The sequence below is a fragment of the Pseudophaeobacter profundi genome (assembly GCF_029697505.1).
Classification (GTDB): Bacteria; Pseudomonadota; Alphaproteobacteria; order Rhodobacterales; family Rhodobacteraceae; genus Pseudophaeobacter; species Pseudophaeobacter profundi.
The window spans coordinates 54,859-74,483 of record NZ_JARJEF010000011.1 but is presented as its reverse complement, the minus strand read 5'-3'; the positions used below and the strand labels follow the sequence as shown (position 1 = coordinate 74,483).

14 protein-coding genes are annotated in these 19,625 nt (G+C 61.9%); 10 read left to right on the top strand and 4 right to left on the bottom strand.

All coding sequences use genetic code 11. The features are described from left to right. Nucleotides 1–7: 7 nt before the first annotated feature. Complete coding sequence (locus P2081_RS16245) at nt 8–5,563, bottom strand: alpha-2-macroglobulin family protein (protein WP_490363286.1); 5,556 nt, start codon at nt 5,561–5,563, stop codon at nt 8–10. Nucleotides 5,564–5,715: 152 nt separating this feature from the next. Between P2081_RS16245 and P2081_RS16240 the strand changes: the two genes are divergently transcribed. Further along, nucleotides 5,716–8,052 carry a response regulator gene (locus P2081_RS16240; protein ID WP_278923910.1) on the top strand — a complete coding sequence of 779 codons (2,337 nt, stop codon included), beginning with the start codon at nt 5,716–5,718 and terminating at the stop codon, nt 8,050–8,052. Nucleotides 8,053–8,054: 2 nt separating this feature from the next. Here P2081_RS16240 and yaaA read toward each other — a convergent pair whose 3' ends face one another. The 3 genes from yaaA to P2081_RS16225 form a co-directional block, all read right to left on the bottom strand. Then, nucleotides 8,055–8,825, bottom strand: coding sequence for a peroxide stress protein YaaA (gene yaaA / locus P2081_RS16235; RefSeq protein ID WP_278923909.1), 771 nt, complete (start codon nt 8,823–8,825; stop codon nt 8,055–8,057). A gap of 41 nt (nt 8,826–8,866) precedes the next feature. Then, a complete protein-coding gene (gene recQ, locus P2081_RS16230) occupies nt 8,867–10,939 on the bottom strand; it encodes a DNA helicase RecQ (RefSeq protein ID WP_278923908.1) in 2,073 nt (690 codons plus the stop codon). Between the two features lie 160 nt (nt 10,940–11,099). Further along, nucleotides 11,100–11,387: a YggT family protein gene (locus P2081_RS16225; RefSeq protein WP_278923971.1), complete on the bottom strand. Its 288-nt coding sequence runs from the start codon at nt 11,385–11,387 to the stop codon at nt 11,100–11,102. Nucleotides 11,388–11,639: 252 nt separating this feature from the next. Between P2081_RS16225 and P2081_RS16220 the strand changes: the two genes are divergently transcribed. The 9 genes from P2081_RS16220 (at nt 11,640) to P2081_RS16180 (ending at nt 19,622) form a co-directional block, all read left to right on the top strand. Beyond that, entirely contained in the window at nt 11,640–13,004 is a 1,365-nt protein-coding gene (locus P2081_RS16220) for an MFS transporter (RefSeq protein WP_278923907.1), read from the top strand. A gap of 5 nt (nt 13,005–13,009) precedes the next feature. Then, the gene (gene mepA, locus P2081_RS16215) at nt 13,010–13,870 is read left to right on the top strand and encodes a penicillin-insensitive murein endopeptidase (protein WP_278923970.1); all 861 of its coding nucleotides are present in this window, start codon (nt 13,010–13,012) and stop codon (nt 13,868–13,870) included. A 136-nt stretch (nt 13,871–14,006) separates the two neighbouring features. Then, entirely contained in the window at nt 14,007–14,921 is a 915-nt protein-coding gene (locus P2081_RS16210) for an esterase-like activity of phytase family protein (protein WP_278923906.1), read from the top strand. Nucleotides 14,922–15,217: 296 nt separating this feature from the next. Further along, complete coding sequence (locus tag P2081_RS16205; RefSeq protein ID WP_278923905.1) at nt 15,218–15,844, top strand: queuosine precursor transporter; 627 nt, start codon at nt 15,218–15,220, stop codon at nt 15,842–15,844. Nucleotides 15,845–15,942: 98 nt separating this feature from the next. Further along, a complete protein-coding gene (arfB, locus tag P2081_RS16200) occupies nt 15,943–16,362 on the top strand; it encodes an alternative ribosome rescue aminoacyl-tRNA hydrolase ArfB (protein WP_278923904.1) in 420 nt (139 codons plus the stop codon). 69 nt (nt 16,363–16,431) lie between these two features. Further along, nucleotides 16,432–17,178 (top strand): SDR family oxidoreductase, encoded by a 747-nt coding sequence (locus P2081_RS16195; protein ID WP_278923903.1) that lies wholly within the window; start codon nt 16,432–16,434, stop codon nt 17,176–17,178. Nucleotides 17,179–17,322: 144 nt separating this feature from the next. Beyond that, nucleotides 17,323–18,351, top strand: a complete 1,029-nt coding sequence (locus tag P2081_RS16190; protein WP_278923969.1) for a P1 family peptidase — start codon at nt 17,323–17,325, stop codon at nt 18,349–18,351. Nucleotides 18,352–18,455: 104 nt separating this feature from the next. Next, complete coding sequence (locus P2081_RS16185; RefSeq protein ID WP_278923902.1) at nt 18,456–18,917, top strand: c-type cytochrome; 462 nt, start codon at nt 18,456–18,458, stop codon at nt 18,915–18,917. Nucleotides 18,918–19,079: 162 nt separating this feature from the next. After that, nucleotides 19,080–19,622 (top strand): isopentenyl-diphosphate Delta-isomerase, encoded by a 543-nt coding sequence (locus P2081_RS16180; RefSeq protein WP_278923901.1) that lies wholly within the window; start codon nt 19,080–19,082, stop codon nt 19,620–19,622. Nucleotides 19,623–19,625 lie beyond the last annotated feature (3 nt).

Genomic DNA, 19,625 nt, shown 5'->3' with positions numbered 1-19,625 from the left:
CCCTGGGTCACCGGATCTCAACCGATCCGGCAGCGGTATGGGCGCGATAGGCCGGGCGGTACATGTCTTCGACCTGCGCCGCCGGATGGTGGAACCGCCCCGGCGTCACCGCCCGGCTGATATAGGCCAGCGTCACCGGCTTGCTGCCGGACAGATCCACCGCCGCCAGAAAGCGATCACTGCGGAATTCCGCGTGCTCGGCCACGGACAGTTGCAACCACTCCAGATCGCGCAGATCGCCCGAGCGCAGCAGGTTGGGATTGTCGATTTCCACCCCGGCGGGCAGCGGATCATTCACCATCAGCCGCGCGCCAGTCGTTTCATGCGGCGTGACCTGCAGCACGGTGATAAAGCGATCGCCAACCGCAAACTCCGTACCGGCCAGCTTCTGCCCGTTCAGGCTGTAGTGACTGCGCTGGATAGTATAGCCATAGCCCCCCGCTTCGGGCGCCACCTCTGGCACGCCAAGCGTGGTCAGGGTCAGATCCGCCGCCGCGCCACTGGCGCTGGAAATTGCCAGATCCAGCCCCAGCTGATCGCCGCTCACCCGCACAAAGGGGCCTTTGCTTGGTTGGCCATTGACCAGAATGCCTGACTCCTCTGGCGATTTGATCAGCGCATGCGCCGCCAGCAGGGTCCAGGCAGATTCCTGCGTTGATCTGCGGTCGGTTGTTGCCGTCACCAGCTGGGTCAGCCGTTCCAGCGGCAGGGCGTCGGACCTGGCCTCGACCACCAATGCCAGCACGCCAGCCGCATCGCGGCGCTGGGTGCCATAATCGGCGCGCCAAACCGGGCGTTCCGCCCCGGCCTGTTCCAGCAACGCGCCCGCACGGGCAAACATCCGGTCCGCCCGGCGCTGATCGCCGTAAGCCGCCAGCGCCGCCCCCAACTGCGCCGCCGCGAGAGGCGTGGCAAAATCATTTGCCTTTACGTCGGCATAATAGCGCAGATCGCCCATCGCAGCGGCCCCTTCACGGGCCAGAACCAGCAGCGCATAGGCCACATCTTCGCCGCCTCCGTCAAAATCAGAGGCATAGTTGATCCGGTTGCGCAGGTTGTCCATGGCCCGCACAAAGGCCTTTTCGGGCACGGTATGCCCCTGTGCCCGCGCCCGCGACAGGAAGTCAGACGCATATGCATCAAGCCAGAAATCACCACTTTCGGCCCGCCAGAGGCCAAAGGCGCCATTGCCGGCCTGGCGGGTCAGCACCCGCTGAATTGCCGCCTGAATGCGCGCATCCACCTGCGGCCCTTGCCCCAGGCCCAGCGACTGCGCCACCGAAGACAGATAGAGCAGCGGCAGCGCCTTGGAGGTCACCTGCTCGGTGCAGCCGTAGGGGTATTGATCCAGACTTTGCAGCAGACCGGGCACGTCAAACCGGGCCAGCGGCCCCGCCGAGAGCACGGCGCTGGTGGTGCCCGGGTTCAGCCCGGCAAAGACATCCGGCGTCAGCTGGAACGTCCCGCCCTTTTGCAGGCTGAAACGGCGGGTGGTCGCCACAACCGGATCATTGGCCCGCACCGGCAGGCGCAGAACCTGGCTCAGCTGTTTGCCCGCAGGCGTCACCAGCGACAACACCAGTTCCGGATCACCAACAGCCGTGGCGGTGACCGGCAATTCCAGCACCGCCTTGCCCTGTTCTTCCAACACTACCGAAGCGGGCAGCGTTCCAAGGGACAGGCCGCTGCCAAGGCTCTGTACGCTTAGCTGCATTTCACCCGCCGGGCCGTCGGCATGCACCATTTCGATCCGCACCCGGCTTTGATCTCCCGGCGCAAGAAAGCGCGGCAGGGTCGCGGTCACAACCACCGGGTCGCGCACCAGCATATCGGCTTCGGCCTGGCCAACCGCCGTTTTGGACCAGGCCACAGCCATCAGCCGCACGGTACCGTTAAAGGCTGGCAGATCCATCGGAAAATCCACCGATCCACTTTCATCCACCTGAACTGCGCCGGAAAAGAAGGCCACCAGATCCTGGGTGGGCGGCGGCGACTGCATCTGCAGGCCACGGTTCGCATCACCACCGGATCGCAACTGCCCAAAGGCCCCGTTGCCCGGATCAATCAACCGTCCGTAAAGGTCGCGCAGCTCCATCCCGAGGCGGCGCTGGCCGTGATAGTACCCGCTTGGGTCTGGCGATTTGAATCCGGTGAGGTTCAGAATACCCAGATCCACCGCCGCCACCGTCAGCCAGACCTGCGCCCCGGGTGCGGCCCCGGTCACGGCAATGCGCGCCGTTTCCGTGCTGCGGGGGCGCGCCAGTTCCGGAGCCTCGACGCTGACCCGCAGCTCTTGTCCCGGTTGGGTCACCTTGGCATGCACCAGCCCCAGCGCCCGTGTCGGGGTCCGGCTGGCCCGCCCGCTCAGCGGTTGCAGCATCGTCGCGGTCACATAGGCACCACTCCCCCAGTCCTGCGTCACGTTCAGCGGGATCACCACTTCACCGGCCTCGACCTCTACGGCCTGGCGTTCGATAACCCGGTTCGACAGTACCGATATCAGCGCCGTGCCGCTGCTTTGCGGCAGCAGCCGCAGCCGGGCAGTATCGCCGGGGCTATAGCTATCGCGATCCAGCGACACCTCCAGTCGGTCCGGCGTTGCCGAAGCATCGGCCGGGGCGTACCAGCCGGCATAGAAATCCAGCGAAGCGGCGACATAGTCCCCATCCAGCCGCTCCACCACCAATTCATACTGGCCCCAATCGGTTGGGGTCGACAGCACAAAGGGGGTCTCGCCCAGCGTGGCTTCGCCTGTGGCGATGCTCTTGCGGCGGGTGCTGGGTTCCCAGTTCCAATTGCCATAGAGCTGATACCAGTGATAGCGGGTCTCGATCCGGTTCAGGCTCCATTTCACCCGCATCGGCATCGGCTGGCGGCTGGGCGACAGCGCCACCAGTTCAAAGCCGGCTTCGGTGCCCTCGGCGACCACATCTTCGAACAGCGGCCTGATGCCGAGGATCGGCCCCTCGGGGCTGACCGGCAGATCCAGACTGCGTTCCACCGGGCGGCCCGATCCATCAGTCAGCCGGGTGGTCAGCGAGGCCTCAAGCGGGCGGCCTGCGGCCTCGATCTCGGGCAGGGCCACGGTGATCCGGGCCGCGCCTGCCGCATCGGTGCTTTCATCGCCAAAATAGTTGCGTTGGCTGTCGCGCGGCGCGTCATGACGGCCAAAGCGATAGCCGGGCCAGCCTTCCAGACGGTCAACCGGACGCAGACGCAGATCGCCGTCGATGGCCAGGTCAGCGCCGGGGGCGCCAAACAGATACCGCGCCTTGATGTCGATCTGCGCGGCCTCGCCCTGGCGCAGAAGATCGGCATTGGCGACGCTTTGTTCAAAATCGATGCGTTCCGGCATGAAATCTTCGACCAGGATCTGGCGCGTGGCCAGGGCCGGGGCCTTTAGGTCGCTTTTGATATCCAGCCGCCAGGTGCCCCGTGGCGCGCTTGGCCCCACGGGCAGGGCAAAGACATGACCGCCCATCTTGCCGCCGCTCGACAGATGGCGGCTGTATTCCACCCCATCGGGGCGGGTCAAAATAGCGCTGAGCGGCAGGCCTTCGATTGCATGGGCGGTGCTGTCACGGGTCAGCGCAGTGACATGGATCACCTCTCCGGCGCGATACGCGCCGCGATCCGTGGCCAGAAAGACATCCACCGGGCCAGGGGCCGGGCGGCCCTCGACGCCGCGATCGGACAGATCAAAGGCCGCATCTTTCAGCGACAGAAAGGCAAAATCCTCGCCCGCCTCTGTGTCATCAGAGCCAGGTACACGGGCCAGAACCATGGCCGGGGCAGCCCCACCACGCCCGCGCGCCAGACCAGGCGCAAAATGCGCATATCCTGTTGCGTCACTGGTGGTTTTACCCAGCACTGCATTAGCGTTGGAAATCAGCGTGACCTCAACCCCGGCGCGCGGCTTGGCATCCGACAGCCCCTGCACCTGCACATGCAGCCCATCGCTGCCAGACAGAGAGCTAAGCCCCAGATCCGTCAGAACAAACCACTGGGTGGCGCCGGGGTTGTCATAGGGGTCGGCGCCCTTGATACTGGCCGAAAGCGCGTAGATGCCAACTGGTTGCCCGCTTATTGCTTCGGCCAGGGGCAGCCGGGTGGTCATATCCTGGTTCAGTTCATTCTGCAGAACTGCGGTGCCGCGCCAGATCTCTTCGGCGATATCGCTGGCAAAATGTTCTTCCTGCCACTGCGACAGCGGGCGGCCAAAATAGCCATCCTGAATGCTGCGCAGCAGGTTGCGGTCACTCATCCAGCGCAGGCGCAGATCGACCTCATCCAGATTGACCGTTTCAATCGGCAGCGCCGCCTGATCTGTCTTGGCCAGCACATAGGCGCGCCCGGGGAAACGCACCGCCGGGCTGCGGTCACCAATATAATGGGTCAGGTCTACATCTTTGAGCAGCGCCTCGCCATTCGCCGCAGGCAGCCCCCGGCGCAGGGTCAGGCTGTAGCGCGTCCCATGCTCCAGACCTTCGAGGCAAAGCTCCTGCCCCTGGGCAGTGGCCACGACACCGGGCCTTGGCAGTTTGACATAATCCTCATAGGAAACCCCACTAAGCAGCAGGGGTTCCGAGAATTCAACACAGAGCCGCGGATTGGCGCTGTCGCTATGCACCCGGCTGTCGGTGACGTGAAAGCCGTATTTTGCAATTGAGCGGTCCAGCAGCCCGGCGATATCCTGGCGCGGAGCGCGGGCCTGTGCCAGGCGCAGCACCGGCAGCATGTCCCGCCCCCGGCCCAGTTTTTCCAGCGCCAGCGCGGCGGCAACCAGCCCATTGGCCTGAACCGCATTTGAAGGCGCGCGCAAAAAAGCGTTCAACCCGGAGGCCAGCGCCTGATTGCGCAGTTCCTGTTGGCCCCGGCTTTTGTCCCCGCTGTAGCGCAGCAATACGGCGGAATATTCTGCCCATAGCCCAGCCTCATCACTGAGCGCGACCGCCTGCGCCAGCCAGCGCAACGCGCCCTTGTCATTGCCATTGCGGGCCTGGATCTGCCCGGCAATCACCATGTCCTCAAGGGTGGCGCCTTCGGCGGCATGACGCAGGCCGATCTCTTTCGCCTGGCGATAGGCCAGCTGCAAATCCGATTCGCGCAGGAAGGCCAGATCCTTGGCGCGGCTCTCGCCCTGGGCCAGCATCTGTGGGGATTGGGCACGCTTCAGCGCAGAAACCGCCCCGACAAAGGGCGTGGCCGTCTGCATATTCTGCTTTGGGAAACAGGCATTGGCCCGCGTATTATAGGAAAATCCAGCGCAGCTGTCCTGGGCAGAGCAGGCCCGTTCGCAGGCGGCAAGGTCAGTATCAAACAGCGCCTGAAGGTCCGATCCGTAATAATCCGTATCCATAAAGGCCTGATAGCGCAGCGGCGGAATAGCTGGGTCTGCCGTGGCACGCTGGGGCAGGCCAGCGACCGTCGCCGCAAACGCCAGCACGACCAGCGCGCAGCTGGACCCTTTGACCTGCCCTGCCAAAGCAGCGGCGACTTTGGCAGCAACCCGATGCGCCCAAACAATAAAAAACGTGGATCGTGTAAAAAATTGAACTGACATGACGCTCTCCCAAATCGCTACAAGGCTGACACGGGCTTAACGTCATAGCAAGATGTTCACGCGTAAGACTAGTTACCAGACATTTGATTATTGCTGAACCGTTGCCCCCTATGGGGATTCTAACTGTTGTTATTTTGATGGAGCTCGCAGGGATGAGCCTTGCTGACAAGATCACAGAAGAGCGCCGCGCCAGACTGGCCGCGGAACGACTGCTTGAGCTCAAGCAGGCTGAACTCTCGGCTGCGAATCGCAAACTGGGCCGTCATGCACTGGCACTGACCAAGCAGATCGGCGTCAGCCAAGCCGAAGTGGCAACGGTGCGGGATGAAAATGCCAAGGTCAAATCCGACCTCAGCATGGCCAATGAAAAGATCGAAACTGCAGAACGCAGGCTCTGGCATTCGATCCAGGCTTTTCAGGATGGCTTTGCCTTTTTCAACGCAGACAGCCAGCTGATTGGTGCCAATACTGCCTATCTCAACATCTTTGATGGGCTGGAAGAGGTCTCTCCAGGGGTTTCGTACATGCGGATCCTGCAAATTCTGACTGATGAAGGCCTGGTCAATACCGGCAAGCTGAAGCCAGACGCCTGGCGCGCCATGATGGGCGACCGCTGGCTGTCGATCTCGCCCGACCCCATTATCATCCAGCTGTGGGACGACCGCTATCTGCGCCTTATTGACCAACGCGGCCATGGCGGCGACGTGGTGAGCCTGGCACTCGATATCACCTCTTCGGTGCATTACGAGGAAGAGCTGCGCAACGCCCGCGAACGGGCCGAGGCGGCCAACCGCGCCAAATCAGCCTTCCTCGCCAATATGTCACATGAAATCCGCACCCCGATGAACGGCGTTGTCGGCATGGCAGAACTGCTGAACGACACCGCCCTGAACGAAGAACAACAGCTCTACGCCAAGACCATCCAGAACTCGGGTGAGGCGCTCTTGGTGATCATCAACGACGTGCTGGACTATTCCAAAATCGAGGCCGACAAGCTTGTCCTGCACACGGAAGCCTTTGATCTGGAGCGCTGCATCCACGAAATCGTCATGCTGTTGCAGCCCACTGCGCGCGACAAGGGTCTGTCGATGCTGGTGGATTACGACCTGTTTCTGCCCACCCAGTTCATTGGCGATCCGGGGCGGATCCGTCAGGTATTGACCAATCTGGCAGGCAATGCGGTGAAATTCACCAAATCAGGCCATGTCACCCTGCGCGTCACCGGGGTTTCCGACCCGGAAGAAGGCGTCTGCTCGGTGCATTGCATGATTGAAGACACCGGCATCGGCATCCCGGAGGACAAGATCGATCACGTCTTTGGTGAGTTCAACCAGGTCGAGGATGAGAGCAATCGCAAGTTCGAAGGCACCGGTCTGGGGCTGGCCATCTCGCGGCGGTTGATCGAATTGATGGAGGGCGAAATCTGGGTCGAAAGCGACGAGGGCAAAGGATCCTGCTTTGGTTTCCGCATTCCGCTGCCCACCGTCGGGCTAACCCATAGCCCCGCCCCCAATCTGCCCAAAAGTCTGCAACATATTCTGCTGGTGGACGATTCGGCGCTCAATACTGAAATTCTGCAGCGACAATTGATGTTGCTGGGGATTGAAGTCACCGCAGCAAGGAACGTTTCAGAGGCAGGGGCAAAGATGCACGATGGCATCGACATCGTCATTGGCGATCACACCCTCTCCGGCGATGGGGGGCTGGCGCTTCCCCGGCAGCTGCGCGAGCAGGGGTGGCAGGATGTGCCCATTGTGATGCTCTGCTCCAATCTGCACGAATACCCCACTAGCGACATAGAGGAGCTCTCTCTGGATCTGCTGCCAAGGCCGACGCCGCGCGACGCGCTGTTTGCCAAGCTTGCGACCCTGGGCAATTCCCTGCTGGATAGACAAACCGCTGCCGATGCCATCACCAGGCCCCAGGCCCCAGACGCCAACGGCAACGCCGTACCAGAGTTGATCACACTGGAAGACGGGACCGCAGAGGCCGAACCAGAACCACTGACCCTGGAACAGGCCTATGCCGCAGATAATGCAGCAGCCAAACAGCTTACCCTGCCCCCGCAAGAGATGCAGGCGCGGCAGATGCGCATTCTGGCCGCCGAAGACAACAAGACCAACCAGTTGGTCTTTCGCAAGATGGTCAAAGATCTCAACATCGAACTACAGTTTGCCAACAATGGCCTAGAGGCGCTTGAACAGTATCAAAGCTTTGAACCTGATCTGATCTTCATGGATATTTCCATGCCGCAGATGGACGGCAAAGAGGCCACCAAGCACATCCGTCAGCTAGAGATGCTGACCGGTCGTCACGTGCCCATCGTGGCCTTGACGGCGCATGCCATGAACGGAGATTCCGAAGGCATCCTTGCCGCTGGGCTGGATCACTATCTGACCAAACCCCTGCGCAAGGCGGTCATTCTGGACCGTATTCTGCAACACGCCACGACCGATTTCCAACCCGTCAAAGTAACCACCGCCGCCTAGGATCAGGCCTCTGGCTTGCGCAGGAAAACCGGTTTTTGCGGCTCGGACAGCTCTGGCTGATAGCAATAGCCACCGGCATCAAATCCCTGCAGGGCCTCGGCCTCGCAGAGCCGGTGCTGAATCACGTAGCGCGCCATCGCCCCGCGGGCACGTTTGGCGTAGAAGCTGACAATCTTTGGCGTGCCGTTTTTCAGCTCCATGAAGACCGGCGTCACCACCTGCAATTTCAGCGCCTTCAGATCGACGGCACCAAAATATTCCTGGCTGGCGCAGTTGACCAGAACCTGCGCGCCGATCTGCTCGGCCTGGGCGTTCAGCGCCTCGGCGATCTGGCTGCCCCAGTATTCATACAGGTTCTTGCCGCGCGGGGTTTTCAGCCGCGATCCCATCTCCAGCCGGTAGGGCTGCAACCCGTCCAGCGGCCGCAGCAGGCCATAAAGCCCGGACAGAATACGGAAGTGATCCTGTGCCCAGGCCATTTCTTCGGGCTCCAGCGAAGCCGCTTCCAGCCCCTGATAGGTATCGCCGGCAAAGGCCAGCGCGGCAGGGCGCAGGTCTTTGGCCTGCGGATCTGCGGCAAAGTCGCGGAACCGGTCATAGTTCAGCTTGGCCAGATCCTCGCTAATATGCATCAGCTTCATCAGCTCTGGCACAGACAGACCACGCGCCACGGCATTCAGAGCGATGGCATCATTCTGAAAAGCAGGAAAGGTCATCTCCTGTTCCCGCTCTGTCCAATCCAGCTTTTTGGCCGGGGATACCACTACCAGCATCGCGCGCTCCTTTTGTTGCCGCTTTGTTTCCGTGATCAGACTTAGTCAGTCTGGCGCAGAACGTCCAGAAAGGCGGGCAAGAATCTCTCTGCCCGGCGGTCGCCAAGCAGGATTGCGATGCCGCGTTCATCCGTCGCGCGCATCTGCGCCACCTTGGCCAGCAACTGCGCCGGGCAGCTCAGCGGTTTCAGGGTGCCACAGGTGCCACGGGTCAGTTGCGCCTGCGCCGCCATCAGCGCGTCATATGTACTGCCTGCCCCCGCCCGCATGGCCAGCTTGCGCCTTGCGGGGTGCAGCTGCTCCACCGCGCCGGTGATGACTTGCAGAAACTCCGCCCCGTAGCGCTCAAGCTTCTTGGCCCCCACCCCACCAATCCGGGCCATCTGATCCAGGGTTTCCGGGCGGGCTTCGGCCATTTCGATCAGGGTCTTGTCGTTGAACACCACATAGGCGGGCACTTTCTGCGCCTCGGCCAGGGCGCGACGCTTGGCCTTCAGGGCCGACAGAAGCGGCGCATCCTCTTCCGAGACCAGCATCTTGACTGCAGGGCGGCGTTCCGCCGATTTGATGGTATCGCGGCGCAGCGAGATCTGCGCGTCGCCTTTCAGCACCGGCAGGGCGGCTTCGGTCATGCGCAGGGCGCCGTGGCGTTCGGGGTCGGGGCGCACCAGGTCATGGCCCATCATTTGCCGGAACACCGCCTGCCACTGTCGTTTGCTGTATTCTTTGCCGCAGCCAAAGACCGATAGATCATCATGGCCTTTTTCGCGCACCCGGTCAGTTTCATTGCCAAACAGAATGTCGATCAGATGGCCCGCGCCATAGGTTTCATTGGTGCGCAAAATAGCCGACAGCGCCTTGCGCACCGCCGTCGTGCCGTCGAACACATCTACCGGGCTATCGCAAAGATCGCAATTGCCGCAGGGCTCTGACGCTTCTTCAAAATACTTCAGCAAGCTTTGGCGGCGGCAGGTCAGGGCCTCGGCCAGCCCCAGCAGTGCATTGAGCCGCCCATGATCTGCGGCGCGACGCTCAGCCGGTGCGAGACCTTCGTCGATCTGGCTGCGCCGCAGGCGGATGTCATCCGATCCAAACAGCGTCAGCGTTTCAGCAGGCGCCCCATCACGACCAGCCCGGCCAATTTCCTGATAATAGGATTCAATGCTTTTGGGCAGATCCGCATGGGCGACCCAGCGGATGTCCGGCTTATCAATGCCCATGCCAAAGGCCACGGTGGCCACCACGATCAGACCATCTTCGCGGGCAAACCGTGTTTCCACATCGCGGCGCTCCCCGGCCTCCATACCGCCATGATAGTGGCAGGCGGCGTGACCGGCATCGCGCAGGGCGCGGGCCAGGTCTTCGGTCTTGGCACGGGTGCCGCAGTAGACAATGCCAGACTGCCCTTTGCGGGCCCCTGCAAACTCCATGATCTGACGCCGTGGGCCATCCTTGGCGGCAAAGGCCAGATGAATATTGGGCCGGTCAAAGCCACGCAGAAAGCTGCGCGGGACATGGCCGTCAAACAGCTTGCGCACGATCTCTTCGCGGGTCTCAGAATCGGCGGTGGCGGTAAAGGCAGCCAGGGGCACGTCCAGCGCCTGACGCAGCTCGCCGATGCGCAGATAATCGGGGCGGAAATCATGGCCCCATTGGCTGACGCAATGGGCCTCATCCACCGCGATGAGGCTGACATTGATGCGATGCAACATGCTGAGGGTCGCCCCCGAGGCCAGACGTTCGGGCGCCATATACAACAGCTTCAGCTCGCCCGCCTCGATGGCCTGCCAGACGGCTTCGGTCTCTTCCTCGGTATTGCCAGAGGTCAGCGCCCCTGCATTGACGCCAACCGCCTGCAGGGCGCGCACTTGGTCACGCATCAGGGCAATCAGCGGCGAGATCACCACGGTGATGCCCGCCCGTTGCAGCGCGGGCAGCTGGAAGCACAGCGATTTACCGCCACCGGTGGGCATGATCGCCAGCACGTTCTCGCCGCGCGTCACCGCATCGACGATCTCTTCCTGACCGGGGCGAAAGGCATCAAAGCCAAAGATATCGCGCAATAGCGGAGTGACAGAGGCCTCTGTCTCGGGGGTCGCTGGCGCGGCTGTCATGAAGTGGGACCTCGTTGGGGGCGGCTGCTCTGATTTAGGCGCTACAATCCCACAGGTCGATTCGGGCGGCAAGCGAAAGGGGCAAAGCTTTACGCTTCACCCCTACACATTTAATCGGCTTCGCCCGCTGAAATTGCATTCGGCGGCGGTATGATCGCGCCTAGTAGAAGGCCATCATATTATTCTGAATGATGATGCGCAGCGCATAGACCGCGATCAGCACCACCAGCGGCGCCAGATCAATGCCGCTCATATTGGGCAGAATGCGGCGCACCGGGGCATAAAGCGGTTCAAGAATGCGTTGCAGCATGTACCAGATCTGCCCAACCAGCTGCTGTTGCAGGTTCAGCACCTGGAAATTGATCAGCCAGCTCATGATCACATGGGCAATGATAAAGAACCAGACAATGTCCAGGACCAGCAGCAAAATTTGGAACAGCGAGAGCATCATTTACCTCTTTCAAATATCAGGCCCCTAGGTAAGCAGCCCGGCCCCCATGTGCAAGGCTTCCACGAGGTTGCGGTTGACCATTGGTTAAACGGTGGCACCAGGGGCACATGCCAAGAAACAGCGACGCCCGACTGGAGTGATGCCTGGCGCGCGGCGGACGCGCAACGCCCCCGACCGCCGATGCAAGATGGGCTTGCCTAGCGGCCCCCACCCCTGTCTTATCGCCACAGAAAAACAGGTGGGGACAGGATGAGCAATATTTCGGCGCGCAAGCGCATTTGGGGCTGGTGGTTCTTTGACTGGGCCAGCCAGCCCTATCACACGCTGCTGGTGACCTTTGTCTTTGGCCCTTTCTTTGCCGCTGTCGCCGCAAATTACTACATGGGGGAAGGCCTGGACCCCGAAGCCGCCAGCGCCCAGGCCCAGACCATGTGGTCGCGCGGGCTGACCATTACCGGATTGCTCATCGGTTTTGGCGCGCCTTTCATTGGCGCAATGGCCGATATTTCCGGGCACAAGCGACCCTGGCTCCTGGGGTTTTCGCTGATGTATGTTGTCGGTGCCGGGGCGATCTGGTTCATGGATCCGGGCGGTGCCAATCTTTGGACAATGCTGATCTGCTTTGGCCTTGGCTTTATCGGCGCGGAATTCGCCCTGATCTTTGCCAATTCGCAACTGCCCAGCCTTGGCGATAAAGACGACGTCGGGGCGATCTCTGGGTCCGGTTTTGCCTTTGGCTATCTGGGCGGCGTGCTTGCGCTGTTCATCATGCTGCTGCTGTTTGTGGAACAGGGAACAGGCAAGACCCTGATCGGGCTGGATCCCATTCTGGGACTGAACGCCGAAAGCCGCGAGGGCACCCGCGCAGTGGGGCCCTTCACTGCGTTGTGGTTCATCGTCTTCATGGTGCCCTATTTTCTCTGGGTCAAGGATGATGCCCGCACGGGCGAGCGCGGCACCCTGCGCCAGGCCATCGGGCTGGTGGTCACCTCGGTCAAGGCGCTGCGCCAGCGGCCCAGCCTGATGCGGTATCTGGGGTCTTCGATGCTGTACCGGGACGCGCTGAACGGACTGTATAGTTTTGGTGGTGTCTATGCCGCCTTGGTGCTGGGCTGGGAAATCACGCTGATCGGAGTTTTCGGCGTCATCTCGGCTGTTGCGGCGGCCCTCTTCAGCTGGGTCGGCGGCTTTGCTGACAAGCGGCTTGGCCCCAAGCCGGTCATCGTGGGGTCGATTCTGGTGCTGACCCTAGTCTGCATCATCGTGGTCAACATGTCGCGTGAGACACTGTTTGGCGTGCCTCTTGCCCCTGGCTCTAGCCTGCCGGATGCGATTTTCTTTGGCTGCGGCATGTTGATCGGCGGTTTCGGCGGAATCTTGCAGGCCGCCAGCCGCAGCCTGATGGTGCGCCATACCAATCCCGCCAAGGCAACAGAGAGCTTTGGACTATACGGTCTATCCGGTCGGGCCACCGCCTTTTTGGCACCGCTCCTGATTGGGGTTGCCACAACCCTGACAGGTAGCGCACGATTGGGTATTACCCCGGTGGTCTTTCTGTTCATCCTTGGATTGATCCTATTGCACCGGGTCGAGGCAAGAGGAGACCAGTTTTGAAAAAACTGATAGCGAGTATTTGTGTTGTGTTTGCGCTGGCAGTACCGGCCAGCGCCGCCACCCCGGCCAAGCAGCTGTTTGGGGCCAAGGATACCGGCTCTCGCCAGGCAGCGGCGCCGCATGGGTCCTATGCCAAGGGCTGCGTTGCTGGTGCCGTGCAACTGCCGGAAACCGGCCCCACCTGGCAGGCCATGCGGCTGAGCAGAAACCGCAACTGGGGCCATCCTGAAACCATTGATTTCATAGAAAAGCTGAGCCGTATTGCCGCCCGTCAGCCGGGCTGGAACGGCCTGTATATCGGCGATATCAGCCAGCCCCGCGGCGGTCCGATGACCTCAGGGCATCGCAGCCATCAGGTTGGGCTGGATATTGATATCTGGATGCGCCCGGCGGACCGGCTGAATTATAGCCGCTCGCAGCGCGAAAAGCTCTCTTCCATTTCCATGCGTCGCAACAACGGGGCCTATGTGAATTCCGACTGGACCCGCGCCCACCACGAGATCATCAAGGCCGCCGCCCAGGACAAGCGGGTGGCGCGTATTTTCGTCTTCCCCGGTGCCAAGGTGCAGATGTGCAAGGATGCCAAGGGGGATCGGCGCTGGCTGCGCAAAATTCGCCCCTGGTGGGGACATCACTATCATTTCCATGTCCGGCTGGCCTGCCCAAGGGGCGCACGCGGCTGCGTCGATCAGGATCGCCCGCCACGTGGCGACGGCTGCGAGGCCGCGCAGCGCTGGGTCAATGACATTTTGAACCCTCCCCCACCAAAACCGGTTGACCCCAACGCCCCAGCGCCTAAGCCTCGGCGCGACTACACCCTATCGGATTTACCCAGACAATGCGCAGCCGTTCTGCAATCAGACTAAAAGCTGAATTCCCGAGAGTCGGCAGGCGAAGCCATGCAGAACGGGCCTGCGCAGACTGGGTGTGTGCAAACTGCGCCGCAGCAGACACGGCCCATACAAAACGGACCAACACGCTGTGAACCTCGGCAAACCCCGTATGGCCGCTAGATCGCGCCGCAGCCTGCTCATCTGTCTGCTGCTGGCCAGCGGTCTGGCGGCGGTTGCGGCCTATGCCGCAAACCGTCCCCGCCCGCGCCACGAGACCGCCCAATTCGCCGGGCGCTACATTTGGCAGGAAAGCCAAAGCTGGTTTGGCGGGTTTTCAGGGATCAATGTTTCGGCAGATGGCAGCGCGATGACGGTGCTCAGCGATCGTGCCCGGTTGGTCCGCGCCGATATCCAGCGCGACAGGGGCACGATTTCCAAGGTCCAGCTGCGCAGTTCCCAGCAGTTGCGCACCTCCACCGGGCGCACCCTGTTTGGCCGCGTCATGGACAGCGAAGGCCTGGCGATTGCCGCCGATGGCACAGTCTACATCTCTTTCGAGGGGGTGCCACGGGTGGCTTATCAGCGGGCCGACAGCGCCCGCGCGCAGGTGTTGCCGCGCCCCGATGCCTTTGACGCGATGCCCCTGAACAAGGCGCTGGAGGCCCTGGCGGTTGATGCGCAGGGGCGGCTGTACACCCTGCCGGAAAATGCCCCGAATGCTGCTGGCGATATCCCGGTCTGGCGCTGGAATGGCCACCGTTGGAGCCAGCCTTTTGCGCTGCCACGCCGGGACGGCTTTCTCCCTGTAGGGGCGGATTTTGGCCCGGATGGCCGGTTCTACCTGCTTGAGCGCAGCTTTATGCTGATCGGCTTTCGCAGTCGGCTACGTCGCTGGGACATCACCGCACAGGGGCCGCAGAACGAGGTCACATTGTTCCAAAGCGCGCTTGGCGCCTACGACAATCTCGAAGGACTATCGGTCTGGCGCGACGCCGCAGACCGGCTGCGGGCCACCATGGTGTCGGATGACAATTTCCGCAGCCTGCAGCGCACCGAACTGGTAGAGTTTTTCCTGCCCGAATAGGGCCTGTCCCCTCCGGTATCGCCGCCTCTTCCTTTTGCCCCCCCGCCACCGGGCGCGGCCGCACCGGGCACCGCGCGGTGCCCGGCCCAACGGGAGAGGCACAGTCTTTGACTGTGTGGAACCGGGCGGGAGCCCCGCCTGTGTTCTGGCTGTTGTCATCGCTGCCGTCACGCCACCACCTGCCACACAGGGGCAAAAGGCTTGCCAAATGGCCTGCACAGCGATAAACGGGCGCGTCTTTCGCAGATCCTGCGGAACAAGTCGCCGCGACCTTGTATAAAAAACGGAACTGAAAAATGAACCGCTCTCATCTTCCTGGCATTCTTGCCATGGCGGCCACTGTCGTGGCCTCGAATATCCTGGTGCAATTCCTGTTTGGCCAATGGCTGACCTGGGGGGCCTTCACCTATCCCATTGCCTTTTTGATCACCGATGTGATGAACCGCGTCTATGGCAGCGCTGCTGCGCGCCGCGTGGTGCTGGTCGGCTTTGTCACCGGGGTGGCCTGCTCGCTCATCGGCACCCAGATCATTGGTGAATTTGGCCCCCTGGTCACCCTGCGCATCGCACTTGGGTCTGGCCTGGCCTTCCTCACCGCGCAGCTGCTAGATGTCTCGATCTTTGCCGCCCTGCGCGACGGAAAATGGTGGCGGGCGCCGCTGGCCTCGACCCTGATTGGCTCTGTGGTGGATACGGCGCTGTTCTTCACCATAGCCTTTTCCGGTGCGCTGGCCTGGATTGAACCTGGCAATGACACCTCCTGGGCGCAAGATATGCTGCCGCTGCTGGGCCTTGGCCCCCTGGTGCCGCTTTGGGTATCGCTGGCGCTGGCTGACTGGCTGGTCAAGCTGGGCCTGGCGCTGCTGGCGCTGATCCCCTTCCGCTTTCTGGTGACCCGGCTGACAGCCACGCCAGCCCGCTAAGGCAGCACCACGCCGCAATACAACAGTTCCGACAAAAGGCTGCGCCCTGCCCGGCTGCAGCCTTTTCCATTTGGCCCAGTCGCGCTAGATCCTGCCCCATGCTCGAAATCACAGATAACATCACAGTGCAGGACTGGGAACTCAGCGAGAGCTTCATGCGCGCCTCGGGGCCGGGCGGGCAGAATGTGAACAAGGTGGCCACCGCGGTTGAACTGCGTTTCGAAGCGGCCCGCTGTCCGGCACTGACCCCGGCGGTGAAATCCCGCCTCAAACGGCTGGCCGGACGCCGCTGGACCAAGGAAGGCGCGATCCTGTTGCAATGCGACGAAACCCGTTCGCAGCAACGCAACCGAGAACTGGTGCGCGACCGACTGGTGGCGCTGATCCGCCAGGCCCTGGTGGCGCCAAAACGTCGTATAGCGACCAAACCCACCCGCGGATCCGTCAAGCGGCGGCTGGACAGCAAAAAACAGCGCGGTGCGATCAAATCAACCCGTGGAAAAATCACTCCAGAGTGATCCTAGCGATTGCACCCACCCGCCGCCTTCGCCATGTTGTGCCCAAATTATTTTTGAGGAGAGCACATCATGCGGCTTGCTGGAAAATGCGCAATTGTAACAGGCGGCGCGTCTGGTTTTGGTCTTGGTATCGTTGATAAATTTCTAGCCGAGGGCGCGCGGGTGATGATCGCAGACATCAATGCCGAAGCCGCCCAGACCATGGCAGCAGAGCGCGGCGACGCAGCCATGGCCCAGCAGGTTGATGTGGCGAATGCCGCTTCGGTCAACGCCATGGCCGAGGCCGCGATCGCCCACTTTGGCCAGGTCGATATCCTGGTCAATAATGCCGGCGTCACCCATCTGCCGACCCCCTTGGATGAGGTCAGCGAAGACGACTTTGACCGGGTGTTCAATGTGAACATGAAATCGGTCTACCTGACAGCCCGCGCCCTGGTGCCCCACATGAAATCCCGCGCGAGCGGAGTGATTCTCAACGTGGCTTCAACAGCAGGGGTCTCGCCACGTGCCAATCTCAACTGGTACAACGCCTCTAAGGGCTGGATGATCACCGCGACCAAAACCATGGCCGTCGAACTGGCCCCGCAGGGCATCCGGGTCAATGCGATCAACCCGGTCGCCGGGGAAACGCCGCTGCTGAAATCCTTCATGGGCGAAGACACACCGGAGGTGCGCGCCAAGTTCATCTCGTCGATTCCAATCGGGCGGTTTTCCACCCCCGAGGACATGGGCAATGCCGCCTGCTATCTCTGCTCGGATGAGGCCAGCATGGTCACAGGCGTCGCCATGGAAGTCGACGGCGGCCGCTGCATCTAGGGGCCACCCGCCTCCCCCCACCTGCCCGGTCGTCTTGACCGCACCCTTAGGTGTGTTTGAGACAGATCAAAGACCGGGCAGATGACATCTATAGAGCTGGGCCTCTCTGCCCAGTTCTTGGCTTTGGAACAGGAACCCGCCAAAATGATCCCAGGTCCCAAGAACCTTATCACGGATGTCCCCGGCCTGCTGGTCGGCAATGCCGATGATCCGGTGGTGAAATCAGGCACCACTGTACTGCTGAGCCCAGAACCGCTGACCGCGTCGGTCCATGTTATGGGGGGCGCGCCTGGCAGCCGCGAAACAGATCTCTTGGCACCGGATAAATCGGTCGCCAAGATTGACGCGCTGGTGCTTTCTGGCGGGTCGGCCTATGGGCTGGATGCCTGTTCCGGCGTGGTGGATGGGCTGCGGGCCGCTGGCAGGGGCTTTGCCCTGGGTCCCGCCATCATCCCGCTGGTGCCCGGCGCCATCCTGTTTGATCTGCTGAATGGTGGCGACAAGGACTGGCAGGATAACCCCTATCGCGCCCTGGGCCGCGCCGCCTTTCAGGCGGCCGCAACCGATTTCGCCCTGGGCAGCCATGGGGCTGGCATGGGGGCGCTGACCGCCATGGTAAAGGGCGGGCTGGGTTCTGCCTCTTTTGTGCTGGACAATGGCGTCACCGTTGGCGCCCTTGTTGCCGCCAATCCGATGGGCAGCGTCACCACCCCGGGGGATCGGCATTTCTGGGCTGCCCCCTTTGAGGTGGACGGTGAATTTGGCGGCCTCGGCCCGGATAGCGCCAGTGGGCTGGGTCGCAGCCTCGACAGTCGCAAGATGCGGGCCATGCACGCCCTGGCCGCGACAGACAGCCTGCCCAGCGAGCGCGGCAATACCACCATTGCCATCGTTGCGACCGATGCCGCCCTGAGCAAGGCGCAGTGTCAGCGGATGGCCACCGCCGCCCACGATGGGATTGGCCGTGCCACTGTTCCCGCCCATGCGCCCGGCGACGGCGATCTGGTCTTTGCTGCCAGCACCGGCGGGCGCGTGCTGGATGATATCGACACAGAGCTGGGCCAGATCGGCCATGCGGCCTCGCTCTGCCTGAGCCGCGCCATCGCCCGCGCAGTCTATTGCGCCACCCCCCAGGAAAACGATCTTCTGCCCTGCTGGAGCCCCAACCCATGACGCGACTTGCAGGCTGATCCTCTTCATGCGGCAAAGTCACCCGTTGACCATCTGACCAATTCGTCGCCGTATCCTCTCGCCAACTCAACAATTGGAGCAAGCAAATGAAACACATCCTGACAGCCACCCTTCTTGGCCTGCTGGCCGCCCCGGCCTTCACAGCCCCCGCCTTTGCCGAAGGCGATCCGGCCAAGGGTGAGAAAGTTTTCAACCGCTGCAAATCTTGCCATACTATTGTGTCGGATAGCGGCGAAAATATCGTCAAGGGTGGCCGCACCGGTCCGAACCTGTGGGGCATCGCTGGTCGTACCGCCGGCAGCTCTGAAGGCTTCAAATACGGCGATGACCTGGCCGCTGCCGGCGCCGGTGGTCTGGTCTGGGATCTGGAAAACTTCACCAGCTTTACCGCTGATCCCCGCGAATTTCTGCGCAGCCATCTGGACGACAGCAAGGCAAAATCGAAAATGACCTTCAAGCTGAAGAAGGGCGCCGAGGATCTCTATGCCTTTCTGGCGCAGTATGGCCCCGCGCCAGAGGCCACCACCGAGGAAGCGGCCTCGGAATAAGGCGCTTACTGGCTGACCCTGCGTCAGCCAGTAAATCTGCTCGAAACTTGGGCATCAAAGGCCGTGTCCCCAGGGGCGCGGCCTTTCGTACAGTTGCTTTGCGCCGCGCGCCGCGCTAGCCAATGTGGGCTTGGCCTTGACGGCACTCATCCTGGACCTTGAATGCCCCATATGATCCCGGCCTGGGTTAACGGCGAACTGACACCGGTAGAAAAGCTCCTGGCGCATGAACAGGGGCTGAAACACAAGGCCGTGTCGGTCTTTGTGGTCAAGGGCGTCAAGATCCTGATGCAGCGCCGGGCCCTGGGCAAATATCACACGCCGGGGCTCTGGGCGAATACCTGCTGCACCCATCCGATGTGGGAAGAAGCCTCCTCGGCCTGTGCGGTGCGGCGCATGCAGGAGGAGCTGGGCATCAGCGGGCTTTATCCTGAATTCCGCCATCAGCTGGAGTATCGCGCCGATGTAGGCCATGGTCTGATCGAGCACGAAGTCGTAGATGTCTTTCTGGCCCATGCCCATCGCCCGCTCGTGCCCAAGGCCAACCCGGCGGAGGTGATGGAAACCTGCTGGATGGATTATCACGATCTCCTCGCAGAGGTGCAGCGCCACCCAGAGCGCTTTACCCCCTGGCTCAAGATCTATCTGCGTCACTATGCAGACATCATCTTTGGCCCTGATCTGATCATCGCCTCCAAAGATTGATCC

Coding starts and splice junctions, on each gene's coding strand:
- P2081_RS16245 (WP_490363286.1), bottom strand. CDS start 5,563: ATGTCAGTTCAATTTTTTACACGATCCACGTTTTTTATTGTTTGGGCG.
- P2081_RS16205 (WP_278923905.1), top strand. CDS start 15,218: ATGAACCGCTCTCATCTTCCTGGCATTCTTGCCATGGCGGCCACTGTC.
- P2081_RS16180 (WP_278923901.1), top strand. CDS start 19,080: ATGCCCCATATGATCCCGGCCTGGGTTAACGGCGAACTGACACCGGTA.
- arfB (WP_278923904.1), top strand. CDS start 15,943: ATGCTCGAAATCACAGATAACATCACAGTGCAGGACTGGGAACTCAGC.
- P2081_RS16195 (WP_278923903.1), top strand. CDS start 16,432: ATGCGGCTTGCTGGAAAATGCGCAATTGTAACAGGCGGCGCGTCTGGT.
- P2081_RS16210 (WP_278923906.1), top strand. CDS start 14,007: ATGGCCGCTAGATCGCGCCGCAGCCTGCTCATCTGTCTGCTGCTGGCC.
- recQ (WP_278923908.1), bottom strand. CDS start 10,939: ATGACAGCCGCGCCAGCGACCCCCGAGACAGAGGCCTCTGTCACTCCG.
- P2081_RS16225 (WP_278923971.1), bottom strand. CDS start 11,387: ATGCTCTCGCTGTTCCAAATTTTGCTGCTGGTCCTGGACATTGTCTGG.
- yaaA (WP_278923909.1), bottom strand. CDS start 8,825: ATGCTGGTAGTGGTATCCCCGGCCAAAAAGCTGGATTGGACAGAGCGG.
- P2081_RS16240 (WP_278923910.1), top strand. CDS start 5,716: ATGAGCCTTGCTGACAAGATCACAGAAGAGCGCCGCGCCAGACTGGCC.
- P2081_RS16185 (WP_278923902.1), top strand. CDS start 18,456: ATGAAACACATCCTGACAGCCACCCTTCTTGGCCTGCTGGCCGCCCCG.
- P2081_RS16190 (WP_278923969.1), top strand. CDS start 17,323: ATGATCCCAGGTCCCAAGAACCTTATCACGGATGTCCCCGGCCTGCTG.
- P2081_RS16220 (WP_278923907.1), top strand. CDS start 11,640: ATGAGCAATATTTCGGCGCGCAAGCGCATTTGGGGCTGGTGGTTCTTT.